The sequence below is a fragment of the bacterium genome, from assembly GCA_016716565.1.
In the GTDB taxonomy this organism is placed as follows: domain Bacteria; phylum Bacteroidota; class Ignavibacteria; order Ignavibacteriales; family Ignavibacteriaceae; genus IGN2.
The window spans coordinates 38,429-53,339 of the sequence record JADJWC010000003.1 but is presented as its reverse complement, the minus strand read 5'-3'; the positions used below and the strand labels follow the sequence as shown (position 1 = coordinate 53,339).

Below are 14,911 nucleotides of genomic sequence, written 5' to 3'. Positions count from 1 at the left end.
GCAACCAAATTTGTCTTTTAAAGTTTGAAAACCGGTGTTAATGCAGGCTTTCCTTTGAGGACATTAATAACATTTTTGGCTGCAAGTTCTGCCATGCTATTCCTTGCTTCATTCGTTGCACTGCCTAAATGCGGCATTACTAAAACATTTTGAAATTTCAGTAAGTCCGGATTTATCTTTGGTTCATTTTCAAATACATCAAATCCGACTGCCATAAATCTATTCTTTTTCAATAATTTGATAAGTGCATTCTCATCAATTATCTCACCACGTGTTGTGTTGATAAGAATTGAATTTTTCTTGAGACTGCTAAGTTTATTTTCATCTAAATAATGAAAAGTCCTTTCATTTAGCGGCAGATGTAATGAAAGAATATCAGATTTTTTAAGAAGATAATCCAAAGAAACTTTTTTTGCTTCTGTCACTCTTTCAAGTTTTTGATTTCTCTTATTATCAACATAAATGATATTTGTTCCGAATGCTTTGGCTCGTTTAGCAACAGCACTGCCGATTCTTCCCGCGCCGAGTATTCCAAAAGTTTTTTCTTTGAGCTCCATTCCTAATAAAAGTTTAGGTTTCCAACCTTTGAACTTGCCAGCGCGGATTAACTTTTCACCTTCACTGAACCTTCTTGCACAGGCAAGAACTAATGCCATTGTAAGATCAGCTGTGGATTCAGTCAAAACATCCGGTGTATTGGTGACAATAATATTTTTCTTTTTGGCATAATTGATATCTATATTATTATAGCCCACTGCGTAATTAGCTATTACTTTACATTGAGGCATTGCATCTATGACTTCCTTATCAATTTTTTCTGTAAGTAGTGAAATTATAGCATCACAGTCTTGCACTTTCTTAAGAAGCACTTTCCTTGGAATTGGGCTATCACTTTTAAAGTAATCGAATGGTATATGATTTTTACTAAGTAAATCGAATGCAATTTCAGGTAGTTCTCTTGTAATAAATACTTTCATAAAAGAGGAATTTATTTTTTTATCCAAAAAGTAACTTAACTATGAAAAGTGCACCGAGAATACCAGCTGCATCAGCAATTAAACCAACCGGTACAGCGTGTCTGGTACTTTTTATGTTCACTGCGCCAAAGTATAATGCCAGAACGTAAAAAGTTGTTTCAGTGCTTCCGTAAAAAGTTGATACTAAAATTCCGATGAATGAATCCGGTCCGTAAACCGCAAGATTCTCGGACATAATTCCCAGTGATCCACTTCCTGAAAGCGGTCGCATCAATGCCATTGGTAAAGCTTCTGCCGGCATTCCTATCAGATTTGTAATTGGAGTAAGAACTAATATCAAATAGTCCATCGCACCACCGGCACGAAAAATTCCTATTGCAATCAACATTGCCACAAGGTAAGGAATTATTTTTACAGCGATATTAAAGCCTTCTTTCGCACCTTCGACAAAACTTTCGTACACTTTTACCTTTTTGATTACACCGTACAAAACAAAAACAACAATGATCACAGGAATTGCAAGACTTGAAACTAACTGAATAATATTTTTAAAACCATCAGCTGAAATAAAGGAAAATATATTTCCTGCTTTAGACAAAATGCCTGTCAATAATACAATAATTAACACTGCAATCAGAAATAAAATTGATAAAGTAAATTTTAAATTTTTCTTAAACCAGCTTGAGAAACTCCAGGATTCCAGATAAAACTTTTCAAATAATTTAGCTGCTGAAATGCCTGCAATTGTAGCGCAGAAAGCTCCGAAAATAGTCGTACCGATAATGATTGCAGGATTCGAACTTCCTGATGCCGCACGAACAGCAATTGCAGTTGCAGGAATTAACGTAAGTCCTGCCGTATTTATAGCCAGAAAAGTTACCATAGAATTTGAAGCCGTGCCTTTATTCGGATTTATCTTTTCCATTTCTTCCATTGCCTTCAAACCGAATGGTGTTGCAGCATTTCCAAGCCCGAGCATATTTGCTGAAATGTTCATGATCATTGAGCTCATTGCGGGATGATCTAAAGGAATTTCCGGAAATAGTCTTTTTGTTATCGGTTTAAGTGAACCTGCAATTATTTTAATTAATCCTGCTTCCTCCGCAATTTTCATTATGCCAAGCCACAGAGCCATTATTCCTATTAAACCGAGAGCTATTGTAACAGCAGTTCCAGCATATGATATAACAGAATTTGTAACTTCTTTCATCTTTATAAATGAAGCGGTTTCAATTACTATCTCTCCTTTAAAAGAATTGTCTGATAATTTTTCAGTTAATGTTATAGTCCCATTCAAATCATTTTGTTCACCCGAAGCAGCGGCCATTTCTTTCCACAATGATGGAGACTTTTCATTTATCTGCAGTGAAATAAATCCTGTTTGTGAATCTTTACTTAAATTTACTTCTGCAGGAATGTTCATATCTGAACTGATGTTTTCGCTGTAAAACTTGTTAAAATATTTTCTGTCCAAAACAATCGTTGCAGAATATTTGCCTTCTGAAATTGTCTCAACATTTTCGGTGAATAAAATGGTAGTAGTGAATGGAACGGAATTTCGAAATTTATCTGAACTGGTGTTTGAAACATCCGTATATAAAGCAGCACCGAAACCTAGTAAAATCAATGCAAGCCAGATGTAATTCAGCACAAATTCACCTCAAATAATTTATGCGACAGGACAAGGATAATTTGTGAATAAACATCAGACATTAAATCAATAACCTATTTCATCAAATGCAAGAAGTTCCTCAGAGTCAAGGACAACAAGTTTTCCCTTTGTCTGAGTTTCTTTTTCAGCAAGTAAAAGCTTGCCCGAATACTTTTCAATAAAACTCTGTGCAACGCTCTTAATTGTTTTCTGTTCCTCGGCTTCGCGGATAACACCTGTGACAACAATTGAAAAAAGTCTGTATAACGGATCTTTCTTATCAATTAATTCCTTGCTAACGTTTTTATCTTTTAAGATCGTAAACTTTGCAAGCGAATCAAATTTTATAGTACGAAGAAGCTCTTCATTATCTAAATAGAAAAAGATGTTTTTATTCTGATAAACAAAATTTGTAGCAAATTGTGCAAAGCTATCTTTCTGTAGTGATACCGCAACCACACCACCCTGCGCTGCGCTGAGTTCCTTTTCAACAAGTGAAAGATCTCTGATAACTTTTACTTTTTTATTCATTAATAAACCTTTGGTTCAAGAAAAAATATTCTGGCTAGACTTAATACAATTTGAATTATTATCTGCAAAAATGCAGAATGAACATTCATGCAAATTTACAGAATACTTATTAGTTCTGATAGATTGAATCATATTCCTGACACCAGTATTAATTTCCTCATCAGAGGATTTATCATATTCAAATGTGAATGGCTTATCAGGATATTTTGTGAAGATTATTCTGCCCTCGATACTATATTTTTTATCATAAATTCTGGAAATAATATAAGCATAAAATTTCAGTTGAGGTAAATATTTTTTGGCTCTAAGTTGAATTTCATTTGGGATAATGTTATCGGTTTTATAATCAACAATGATCAATTTCTTTCCATCAATAATCAGCTTATCAAGTATTCCGAAGAGATAATAATCCCCTTCCTTCAGATAAACTTCGAATTCATTGCGGAAATTCTGAAAGGCACTAATAAAGCTATATTCATTTGAAGAATAATATCCTTTCAACTCATTTTTGATTTCCTGAATCATCGGTCCTGATACATCCGGATTAAATTTATTGGTAATATTTTGATCAATGTAAGCATCTAATTCCTCAGGGCTTTTGTCCTTTCGCAATATATAGTGAATGAATTGTCCCTTTACTTTTGAGAACTCATCAGGTCTTGACTCATCATCGAGCAAATAAGAATTTAATTCGCTTCTATTAAAATCTTCGCTCTCCCGATTCTTAAAATACTTCTTATTCTTGGTTGAATGCTGGATTAATTCACCAAGCTTGTAATTGTAAGTAAGATTATACTTGAGAGGACATCTTACATAAGTCGAAAATCGTGTAGCGGAAATTACTTCTCCCCTCGAGTGATCTACTATTCTTTTAAGAAAAAATTTCTTTTCACCAGGATGAGTTTGTATTGGAAATATATTTTCCTTTTCATCAAGAGTTTTTAAGATTTGGATCGGGAGAGTAATGCTTTCTTCTTTTTTAATGTAGTTATTATCATCCTTTTTAAGATAGGATAATTTTCCTTCAAGTATAATTTGTTCCTGGTTCAGATCCTGTTTAAGTCCAGAATGTATCATCGCTGCAAATGAATTTTTCTTGAAAGATTTATCATCAGCAGTCATTGAAATAAAAAGATAATCTTTTGCTCTTGTAAGCGCCACGTACAACAAACGCTTCAGTTCAGCATTTTCTTTTTTTGATTCGATAATATTAAAAATTCCTGTTATCGGAACTGATTTATATTCTCCGAAGTAATTATTATCAACAGGAACTTTTGTGAGTATTCCAAAATCTTTATCCACAGTGAATGATCTGGCTTTAACTTTATTCACTTGTGAAGTATCATTACATTTAAATAAAAACACTGCACTGTATTCCAATCCTTTTGCCTGATGAATCGTGAGAATATTCACTCCATCACTGCCAGCTTTAATTTGTGCCTGAGCTTCAGCTTCGGTTTTGGATATTGCTTCATCGAGAAAAGTCACATAATCATATAAGGTATTAAACTCACTATCAAAAAATTCATTGGTAAGCGAAAGCAATTTGTTCAAGTTGGAAATTTCCTGCTGACCATCGATTCGGGAGGAAAGTATTGAAATAAAATTTGATTCACTAAGAATTTTTCTGAGCAAAGAAGGAATACTAACTCTTTTAGCAAGTGATTTATTTTCATTGAGTGTATTTAAAACTTTTTTCCAAGGATTTTCGTTTAAGTCTGATAGAAATTTTATTTTCTCCCAGATTGATTCACCTTTATTCAATGAAAGTTTTAGTATATCAGTATCAGAAATCATAAAAAATGGAGATCGCAAAAGTCCAACTAAAGCAACGTCGTTCTGTTCATTTAACAAAAACGAAAAGTAATTATAAATATCGCTGATACTTTGCTTTTGGTAAAAGCCGGTACCACCGATTAAATTGAATGGAATTTGATACTTTATAAATGTTTTCTGAAGTTCTGCAAATGAAGCACGTTTCCGAACTAGCACCGCAATTTCATTCCACGTTTTTATTCTTTCACCGTGATCTCGTTTCAAACTCAAAATTCTTTTGGCTACAAGATCTGCTTCACTTTCATTTTCTTTATCTGCGATGATAAACTCGACACTTCCCGCGAATTTATCTGTACGTGCACAAACAAGATCTGAGGCTGAAACTTCATTAAGAAAAATATTCGGATCTTTAAATAACTCCCTGAAGAGTGTATTGGTAAAAGAACATATTGCAGGGGCCATCCTGAAACTGTCCGGGAGAGTTAAAACCGATTCATCTCCGTTTATTTTCTGAATGTCATATTTTGTTTTTGAAAAAACTTGTAGTTCAGCATCGCGAAATCGGTAAATACTCTGCTTCTCATCACCGACAATAAATAAATTTCCGGATTTCAATTCATCGACAAGAGGTAAAAAAATTTCATACTGAATTTCATTTGTATCCTGGTATTCATCTACAAGCAGATATTTATATTTTTTTGAAAGAGCTTGACTGACTGATTTATTCTCAAACAATTTTTTTGTTTTAAGCAGAATATCCTCGAAATCAAGCGCTCCAAGTTCGTACTTCTTTCTTTCATATTCAGTATTAACGTTTTGAAAAGTTTGAATAATGGCCAGACTACAATGTGCAAGCTCTTTATTAACATTCTTGTAATTATTATCAATATGAATCTCATTCAGATCATTAAAAAAATCCTCGAGGATTGATATTGTATCCGACAGTCCATCTCTCATTGCGGAAGAAAGATAACCTTGTGACCGAACTGAACCTGATGAAGTTAAAATTAAGTCTCTAATCTGATTTAAGAAGAAGATTGTTTTTATTGCATCTTGATCAGAATGATACTTTTTCAAAAGAGAATTGACTTCTACTCCTCTTTCATTATCAGGTTTATTCAGAAGGATACGATCGTTAATGGAAGAAATGTGTTTAATAACTTTAGGAATCTTCCTTTCAAACAGAAGTTTAAAATTTGTATCAAACAATTTGAATAAATGATTAGCTGTTTCATCTACTCCGTGCGAATAAAGTTTTGGAATAAGAGAAAGAACATTTTTTCGCTTATTGATCATCCCGGCAAGTTCGCTGGCAAGCTTCGCTTTTGAACCAAGCAGTCTCACAAGCTGCTTTACAACAGACTGCAGATCGGGATCTTTCAGCATTTGATTAAGTGTGCTTTCCACCGATAAATCAATTAACTCAGAAGCTTTTTGTTCATTTATCGGAATAAAGTTAGCATCAATTGATGCTTCAACTGGAAATTCTTTTAGCAAGTCAATACAGAACGAATGAATCGTAGAAATTTTTGCTGATACCAGCTGCTTTCTCAACTTTTCAATCTTTCCCCGAAGTGATAAAAATTTGGATTGAAGAGACGCTTTGTGTAGTTCCTCGGAAATTCTTTTAAAAAGTTCTCCGGCAGCTTTCTCAGTAAAAGTAATTGCTGCAATCTGATTTAGCTGTGTATCTGTTGAAAGTAAAATTTCTATGAATCTTTGTGAGAGAACAAACGTTTTTCCTGAACCAGCATTAGCAGTCAGTGAAACTGATTTGCTTATATCAAGTGCTTTACTTTGATGATGAGTTAAAATTCTCATTCAGGTTTTTTAAGATTGATTTTTTATTGGAATCCTGATCCCGAATTCAGTTCCGGCGGGTGAAGATGAAATTAATTTAATTTCGCCATTTGTATTCTCAAGAAATCTCTTTATTAACTTTAAACCAATACCAAGACCTTTTTCTTTTGTAGTAAAGTTTGCTTCAAAAATTTTATTCTGATTTTCAGTTGATATACCTTTTCCATCATCTGAAACTCTGATCATCGCATATCCTTCTTCAGCAGTAATTTTGATAACTATTAAGCTTGCTTTAGCTTGAATAGAATTTCTTATCAGGTTGATGAACATACGCCGCATTTGCGAATTGTCAGATTCAACGATCACTTTATCTGCTTCAGTATGAAATTTAATTTCAGCTTCTTCATCACCGAATAGGTGGACTGTATCACTGACCACAGATATTAAATCAAATTCTTCCAGTTTAAGACTCGGCATTTTTGCAAAAGAAGAAAACTCAGAAGCAATCAGACTCAAATTATCAATCTGGTTCAGGATGGCTTGTGAAAGCTTTTTAAGTATTTCATCAAATTCCGTTTTCTTATCATTATATGCTGCTACAATCTGTTGTACTGAAAGTTTCATTGGTGTAAGGGGATTTTTTATTTCGTGAGCCACTTGCTTTGCCATTTCTTTCCAGGCACTTTCTCTTTCAAGTTCAGCAATATCATTTTGATTTTTCTGAAGCTCGTTCGTCATCGAGTTAAAACCATCGACCAATTCTTTCAACTCACCTTTTTCTTTGTTCTCGAGCTGCACACTTAAATCCCCTTGTGCAACTGCATTTGTTGCTCTTGTAAGCTGCCTGATCGGAGAGGATATCTGGTTAGCGAATAGCGTACTAAGCAGTGTTATCACAATAACAGCGAATGAATAGATTCCGAATAAAAATATATCAGCATCGACCGGTGAATAAAACAATTCGATCTTGTTGAATGCATCGTTCACTCCAAGAATAAAAGCCTTCCCTCCGATATCAATTTTCCTATAGTATGCATCGTATACATAATTGTCGATTGCTTCTTTTGTAAGTGTTTCCCGATAACTGAGATAATTAAGATTGTAGTGAACTTCGGATTTTAATTTTCCGGTAATCAAACGGTTTTCAAAATATTCTAATTTCGAACTAAAAATTCTTTCTGCATTTTCATAAACAGTAAATGCAATTCCTAATTCTTTTCCCGCATTTTCAAATGCTGCAAGAAAATCCCTTTCCGGATGTTTTTGAATTTGAGCTTTTACATGATTTTCCAGGTACTCAGATCTCTTACTTAATTCACTAAATATAGCAGCGTTAGTTCTTTCACGAACTACTTCGCGATTATAAACTGCAAGTGCAATAATTGGTATAATAGATACCAGTAAGAATGCACCAAGCAGTTTTGTTCTGAAAGAATATTTCAATTTAATTGCCCGGAAGAAAATCAAAAGTGTCACGAGGATAAGTATGAATAATGAGTGAACGATAAATATTTTGAAGAAGTTATAAAGACTCCAGGCAATTTCTTTTTCCTTTATGGAAACAACAGTTGTTTTTTCTGTACCATCCCAATTTGTTTTCAATACATATGTTATATAATCCTCACCGTTAAAAGAAAGATTTGTCCAGCCATCTCCATCAAGTGACAATTTAACATTAATCAAATGTTCGCGTTGCTCCTTGGAGGGGAAAACATTCCCTTTCACACTTAGCAGCTTCCTGTCAGCAAACTCAAAAATTTTGACAAGATTTAAATCTACTACTGAACCAATTGCAGCTTTATTTGATTCAAGAAAATCCGGGAAATCTGCTGCACCAAGATTTTCAACATTAAACTCAGCTGCTACACCAATGTAACCATCTATGATATTATTATTTTCTACAGGAACAATTCCGGCATAAGTAATCCCATATTTTGAAGTCGATTTAATTTCGCTTATTGATATCCCGGACTCAGTTTTAGTTAGCAGCTTTTTATAATCGATTGATTCATCAAACCCGACATTAAACCTGCCGTTTGGTTTAAGGTTTCTATCGAAAATGATAAGCTCGGAATTGAGTGATTCCCTTTGAAGTGAACTTTTACTCCAGGCAATGAACGCTTCAGAATCAAAGTTTGAATCCAATTTATATAATGATGCAACCAGGTTTTCGTTTTGCACTGAATTTCTCAATGTCTCTTCAACCAGGTACGAAAGCAATTCTTTGTTCGCCCTGTTTACTTCGTAAGCGATCACTTTCAATGATCTTCTTTCCAACTCTAGATTAAAATAATTGAGCATTGAAATAGCAATCACTGAAGCAATCAGAGAAGAATAAATTATGTTCAGCGTAAAATTTCTGTTTCGGAATAAAAGGTTTGCCAGCACAAGAAAGATAAGTGTTAAAAATGCCAGCCACATAAACGGAGTAACAAGTGGTTCAGGCTGCTTGATAAAAAAGATGAAGCATGAAACTTGAATTAATAAAAATAAACTGATGAACTTTGTAAAAGTTGCTTCTCTCTTAAATAATCTAATAAATTTACCGATCAAGAGTATAAATGAAATGACAACAAACACAACTGCCAATCCAAGCAACAGTATATTTAGGTTCATAAACAATGCAGGAACACTCGGTATCAAATCAGGTTCTTTGAAATATCTGATTGTCGAATCGAAGACAACACTTTTGATTGAAGCTGCGAATCCTCTCAAAGTGTAAAAAGCAAGAATTGCAATCAGTGGTGATAGAATGAATTTCAGAAGTGCAAATTTGCCGTTCTCCTCTTCTGCAAAATAATCTAAAATGTACTGAAAGAATTTTAAACCAATGATAACAAGGAAGACGTTGGTAACAAAAAACTCAATCGGCGTTTTAACTATTCCCCATGCAAATGTTGAAGAAAAATAAGCCGGATCAACTAGCGGACCGTTCAAAAATCTCGATGGAAAACCTGACCAGTAGAGGATTATTCTTAAAACAGTAAAATAGAAAATCAGAGTAAGAAGCCGTATTGATTTCCATTTTATGCTCTGAAAATCTGATTTCATACCGAGAGTTAGAAAAAGTAATCCGGCAACAAGTAAAAAAATCTGGATCCTGGTTGCGGTCTCCTGTATTTCTGTTATTTCATAACTAAGCGATGGTTTGAAAAAGTCAACAAGACCTATCTTACTTTTTTGCAAGTTGAGCAAAATTACTGAATGTTTTCTGCCATCTTTGGAGGGTTGTGAAAAGGGATCATAGTATACTTTGAAAAGCGTATTAAACTTTTGGGATAACTCTTCAGTAAAACTTATTTCTTTATAGAATTTATTTTGAAGAGAGTATTGTTTTTCAATGGGCTTACTTAATAAAAGATAAAACCTATCCCCATGCAAAATCATCGTATCGATTAAAGTCAAATAAGTAACCAGTGGTGAATTAAAGAAGTAAACTTCGTTTACAGGATAAACAAACGGAAAGACTTCCTCCTGCCTGATAGCACTCAAATTATTCCAGGCAATTATTTTACCGTTCGGTGCAACAATTTCTATTGAATAAGAACTAAAATTTTCACTATTAAGTAGAGAAATTAATTTTCCGTATTCGTACTTTTCTTCAAATAAGGATTGCTGTAAATCGTTTTTAATTAGGTTTTTTGCAGATATTAATTCGTTCTCTTTTTCAGAAAGTAGATTTTTTATTCCTTCTTCAACTTGAAATATTTTATCTGATAATTGTCTATCCCAATCAGATCTTTTACTTTCAATGAGAATTGGTGTAACTAATCCGGTTATAACGATAAGAAGGAAAATAAAAAAGACGATAGCAAAATACTTTCTATCGCCTTTGAAGTAGGATAATATTTTTTTCTTCATCAGTTAATTGAAAGTTGCGTTATGTACCACTTGCTACCGGATTTAGTAAGAGTAATATACAAATGCGCTGACTCACGTCGACCTTTTTTTTCATACTGGTAATCACCCTTGCCGTACGAAACTGTGCCTTCTGTTTTGCCTTCCTCCAGTTCGAAAGTCACCACGCGGTATTCGTTGAAAAATTTTTCCAGAATATAAAATGCCTGATTGGATGAATAATAGCCGTTAACTCCATTGATTAAACTGATATACGGCTGAGGAGAAAAATATTGTGAAAATTTTTTAACGTCATTATTAGTAATTCCGGATTCTATATCTCTAAATATGATTGATTGAATTTTAACTTTGTTGCCGTTAGAAAGGTTTTGCTTAAAATTTTCTTCCTGTGCAATCAATTGGTTGGTTCCCAGCAACAAAATTGCCATCACCATATTAAAAAATAAAGTCTTCATTTGCCCGAAATTTAATTAATTCATGTTCATAAATCTATAAAAGAAGATGGGGCAAACGCCCCATCAATTACCTCGTTCTTCTCGTTTCAAGTGGCTTTCTCTGACCAAATGCAGGCTTTAACTGCCTTTCACCTTCAGCTAATTGGTAAGCCCAGTCAAATACAACCCTGTCATTTGTAATATTCGAGACTCGAATCTTTGCAAAGTGATTTTTCCAGGTCCAGATTACGTAAGTATGTCCTACTATGGCAATTGCATCTTTTGTAGTTGACCATCCGGAAGTCGGCGCAAAAGGAATATCATAAATATCGTTCGTCGGTCCCATATCCTGAATATCAGTATCGTCCCAAACATCAAGATAAAATGTGCCCTGATAGTTTTCAAAGAAGAAATCTGCATCCTGGCTATCATATGCTACGACTGACTCGAGAGCAAATGAATATCCTGAATTATTTGGGAATCTGCGGAAATCAAATATCGACTGGTTAAATCCTTCAGGTCTTGCAGTTGCATAAATAACATCTTTACTTAAATCACTTTCATTTCCATTGTAGTCATAAGCCGTAACTGCATAATAATATTTAACGCCGTTTACAGCTTCATCATCAATAAAGAAATTGTATGCGGAGGAGCCAATAATGTAGTATTTACCATTATATGAATCGCTGTAGTATACATTATAACCAGATAAATCAGGTTCCCTATTATCAAACCATGTAAGGTCTACTCTGTTATCACCAACAAAGACATTGATTCCGGTCGGTGGTGTTGGGGGAACGTTGTCCACGATATATTCCGGTTCATTTACATCACAACCAGTTATGTAAACCAGTAGAAAAATTGCTGCGAAAAGTTTTATTTGATTTTTCATTTTGTCACCTCTTATTGTTTTCCTTTTAATAGAATCCAATCGAAATGCCAATGAAAAAATGCTTAAATTGTAAATAATTAAGCTAAAATCAAGCTTTTCTTGTATATAATCGTGGACAGATGTTTAGGAAATACTATGCAGTTTAAAGATTGATGAATTGATTATCAAAGAACATTTTTCTTTGATTAATTACTGCAACAGATTTTCCGGTTAGTAATCTTTTATCGAACGGAGAATTTTTAGACTTACTTTTGAATTTGGTTATATCCACTGTCCACACAAGATTCGGATCAATAATAGTGAAGTTTGCTATTTCACCGATTTGAAATTTTGGAACAGGCAGATTTAAAATCTTTCGAGGATTGATAGACAACTTTTTTATCAGCTCATCCAAACTCAGTTTATTTTTGTGAAATAATTCTGAGAATGATAAACCGAGTGAAGTTTCAAATCCAACAATACCATTTGGGGCATACTGAAACTCAGATTCTTTTTCCTCAAGTGAGTGAGGTGCATGATCTGAAGCTATACAATCTATAGTTCCATCCTTAAGTCCTTTAATGATTGCATCAATATCCTCTTTTAAACGAAGAGGTGGATTCATCTTAAAATTTGTATCGTAAGTTTTTAATGCATCGTCAGTGAGTGTAAAGTGATGTGGTGTGACTTCAGCAGTAACTTTAATTCCTTTTTTCTTTGCTTCACGAACAAGATTCACGGAATTTTTTGTGCTGATATGAGCAATGTGAATTCTTCCACCTGTATACTCAGCCATTAAAATATCTCGACTGACGATAATATCTTCAGCAACAGAAGGAATGGCCGGCAATCCAAGCAAAGTAGAATTAATTCCTTCGTTCATCGCACCATCGGCGAGCGATTCATCTTCACAATGTTCAATGATTGGTGCATTATACATATTTGCATATTCAAAGGCTCTCCTTAGAACGGAAGAAGTTTTAATTGCAACACCATCATCTGAAAAAGCTACTGCACCGGCCTCGATTAATTCTGCCATCGGAGAAATTATTTCACCTTTACGACCAAGACTAGCTGCTGCAACAGGATAAACTTCGACCAGATGCTCAGCAGCTTTTTCCTTAATGAACTTTACAACTTCTGCAGTATCAATTGCCGGTTCAGTATTCGGCATACAGGCAACACCGGTAAAACCACCTGCAGCTGCGCTGTTGCATCCTGTTTGGACAGTCTCTTCATCCTCTCTTCCAGGTTCTCTTAAATGAACATGCATATCAAAAAATCCCGGGACAAGAATTTTTCCGGAAAAATCAAATTTCTTAGCGCCTTCTATTTCATCTTTAGTAAGTTCACCAATTTTTAAAATCACACCCGCATCGAGAAGCACAGATACATTTTTTAGATTTAAATTTTCTTCGGGATGAATTACATCAACATTTGTTAAAACTGTTTTCATAAATAATCTATTAGTTTAGAGTTCCAAGTAAATACAAAACTGCCATTCTAATGGCAACACCGTTTGTCACCTGATAAAGAATTATCTGGTTTGAACCATCTGCAACTTCGGAGGAGAGTTCAACGCCTCTGTTAATCGGACCGGGATGCAGAATCAAAATATCTTTTCCATTTTTATCCAATCTTTCCTGAGTAATTCCAAAATATTTTGAGTATTCTCTTATAGACGGGAAATATTCTCTCGCTTTCCTCTCTAGTTGAATTCTGAGTACATTGAGTACATCATTTTCCTGAATCGCTTCATCAATATTATAAATGACTTCAACACCAAGGTCTTCAATGTTTCTTGGAATCATAGTAGATGGTCCGCATACTGAAACTTTTGCACCCATGGTTTTTAAACCATATATATTTGACAGCGCAACGCGGCTATGAGAAATATCACCAACAATGCAAACCTTCAGGCCCTCCAAACGACCAAGCTTTTGTCTTATTGAATACATATCAAGAAGTGCCTGTGTTGGGTGTTCGTGTGTTCCATCACCGGCATTAATAATATTTGAACTTGAGATCCTTGTAAGATAAAGTGGAGTGCCAGCAGCAGCGTGCCGAACGACAACCATATCAACTTTCATTGCTTCAATATTCTTGATCGTATCTTTAAAAGTTTCACCTTTACTAACACTGCTTCCTGAAACCGAAAAGTTTATTGCATCTGCCGATAATCTTTTTTCAGCAAGCTCAAAAGAAATTCTTGTTCGCGTTGAACTCTCATAAAATAAATTAACGACTGTTTTACCCTGTAACGTTGGAACTTTTTTTATCGGTCTCTCTAATATTTCCCTGAAAGTGTGTGCCGTATCAAGAATTGTTTGTATGTCTTCCTTTGGAACTCCTTGTAATCCGAGTAAATGTCTGCTTGCTAACGGCATATTCAATCTTCCTTCCTATCTACCTCAATCAGGTAGATGGCATCTTCCTCGTCAACTTCTGTCAAGCGAACTTTTATTTCTTCGTTTTGAGATGTCGGGATATTCTTACCAACATAATCTGCTCTGATTGGAAGTTCACGATGTCCTCTGTCAACAAGAATACAAAGCTGGATTGAAGCAGGACGACCAAGATCCATTATCGCATTCATCGCTGATCGAACAGTTCTGCCGGTGTACAGTACATCGTCAACAAGAATTATATGCTTTTCATTTATATCGAAAGTAATATCAGAAACTGAAACTTCAGGTTGTTTTATTCTCATCCGGAAATCGTCCCTGTAAAGCGTTACATCAAGAACACCCAAAGGTAAATCAGCTCCGTCGATAATTTTTAATTTCTCGTGAATACGCCGAGCGAGAAATTCGCCACGAGTGCGCATTCCCATCAGGACAAGATCCCTAGAGCCTTTATTCTTTTCTAAAATTTCGTGAGTTATTCTGGTGAGTATTCGATCAAGACCCTCAGCGTCTGCGACTTTAGTTTTAATTTTCATACAAAAAAACCTCCTGAGAAATTTCTCCTGGAGGCACCAATATTTTTTTTCTTCATTTCCTTCTCCATCTCT

The 14,911-nt window shown here is 34.6% G+C and carries 10 protein-coding genes; all 10 read right to left on the bottom strand.

Annotated features, from left to right (window positions below; genetic code table 11):
* Positions 1–17: 17 nt before the first annotated feature.
* Positions 18–977 (bottom strand): D-glycerate dehydrogenase, encoded by a 960-nt coding sequence (locus IPM14_12330; GenBank protein MBK9098883.1) that lies wholly within the window; start codon positions 975–977, stop codon positions 18–20.
* A 19-nt stretch (positions 978–996) separates the two neighbouring features.
* Positions 997–2,187, bottom strand: a complete 1,191-nt coding sequence (locus IPM14_12325) for a nucleoside recognition protein (GenBank protein MBK9098882.1) — start codon at positions 2,185–2,187, stop codon at positions 997–999.
* Between the two features lie 507 nt (positions 2,188–2,694).
* Positions 2,695–3,159, bottom strand: a complete 465-nt coding sequence (locus tag IPM14_12320) for a hypothetical protein (protein MBK9098881.1) — start codon at positions 3,157–3,159, stop codon at positions 2,695–2,697.
* Positions 3,160–3,174: 15 nt separating this feature from the next.
* On the bottom strand, positions 3,175–6,756 hold the full coding sequence (locus IPM14_12315; protein ID MBK9098880.1) for a UvrD-helicase domain-containing protein: 3,582 nt from the start codon (positions 6,754–6,756) through the stop codon (positions 3,175–3,177).
* A 9-nt stretch (positions 6,757–6,765) separates the two neighbouring features.
* A complete protein-coding gene (locus IPM14_12310) occupies positions 6,766–10,596 on the bottom strand; it encodes a HAMP domain-containing protein (GenBank protein ID MBK9098879.1) in 3,831 nt (1,276 codons plus the stop codon).
* Positions 10,596–11,048, bottom strand: coding sequence for a DUF4783 domain-containing protein (locus tag IPM14_12305; GenBank protein ID MBK9098878.1), 453 nt, complete (start codon positions 11,046–11,048; stop codon positions 10,596–10,598). Before IPM14_12305 ends, IPM14_12310 begins: the two co-directional genes overlap by 1 nt.
* A 67-nt stretch (positions 11,049–11,115) precedes the next feature.
* Positions 11,116–11,919: a hypothetical protein gene (locus IPM14_12300; GenBank protein ID MBK9098877.1), complete on the bottom strand. Its 804-nt coding sequence runs from the start codon at positions 11,917–11,919 to the stop codon at positions 11,116–11,118.
* A 142-nt stretch (positions 11,920–12,061) separates the two neighbouring features.
* Positions 12,062–13,354, bottom strand: a complete 1,293-nt coding sequence (locus tag IPM14_12295) for a dihydroorotase (protein ID MBK9098876.1) — start codon at positions 13,352–13,354, stop codon at positions 12,062–12,064.
* Positions 13,355–13,364: 10 nt separating this feature from the next.
* Positions 13,365–14,285: an aspartate carbamoyltransferase catalytic subunit gene (locus IPM14_12290; protein ID MBK9098875.1), complete on the bottom strand. Its 921-nt coding sequence runs from the start codon at positions 14,283–14,285 to the stop codon at positions 13,365–13,367.
* A 2-nt stretch (positions 14,286–14,287) separates the two neighbouring features.
* Positions 14,288–14,839: a bifunctional pyr operon transcriptional regulator/uracil phosphoribosyltransferase PyrR gene (gene pyrR / locus IPM14_12285; GenBank protein ID MBK9098874.1), complete on the bottom strand. Its 552-nt coding sequence runs from the start codon at positions 14,837–14,839 to the stop codon at positions 14,288–14,290.
* Between the last annotated feature and the right edge of the window lie 72 nt (positions 14,840–14,911).

Coding starts and splice junctions, on each gene's coding strand:
- IPM14_12305 (MBK9098878.1), bottom strand. CDS start 11,048: ATGAAGACTTTATTTTTTAATATGGTGATGGCAATTTTGTTGCTGGGA.
- IPM14_12300 (MBK9098877.1), bottom strand. CDS start 11,919: ATGAAAAATCAAATAAAACTTTTCGCAGCAATTTTTCTACTGGTTTAC.
- IPM14_12330 (MBK9098883.1), bottom strand. CDS start 977: ATGAAAGTATTTATTACAAGAGAACTACCTGAAATTGCATTCGATTTA.
- IPM14_12290 (MBK9098875.1), bottom strand. CDS start 14,285: ATGCCGTTAGCAAGCAGACATTTACTCGGATTACAAGGAGTTCCAAAG.
- IPM14_12325 (MBK9098882.1), bottom strand. CDS start 2,187: ATGAAAGAAGTTACAAATTCTGTTATATCATATGCTGGAACTGCTGTT.
- IPM14_12320 (MBK9098881.1), bottom strand. CDS start 3,159: ATGAATAAAAAAGTAAAAGTTATCAGAGATCTTTCACTTGTTGAAAAG.
- IPM14_12315 (MBK9098880.1), bottom strand. CDS start 6,756: ATGAGAATTTTAACTCATCATCAAAGTAAAGCACTTGATATAAGCAAA.
- IPM14_12295 (MBK9098876.1), bottom strand. CDS start 13,354: ATGAAAACAGTTTTAACAAATGTTGATGTAATTCATCCCGAAGAAAAT.
- pyrR (MBK9098874.1), bottom strand. CDS start 14,839: ATGAAAATTAAAACTAAAGTCGCAGACGCTGAGGGTCTTGATCGAATA.
- IPM14_12310 (MBK9098879.1), bottom strand. CDS start 10,596: ATGAAGAAAAAAATATTATCCTACTTCAAAGGCGATAGAAAGTATTTT.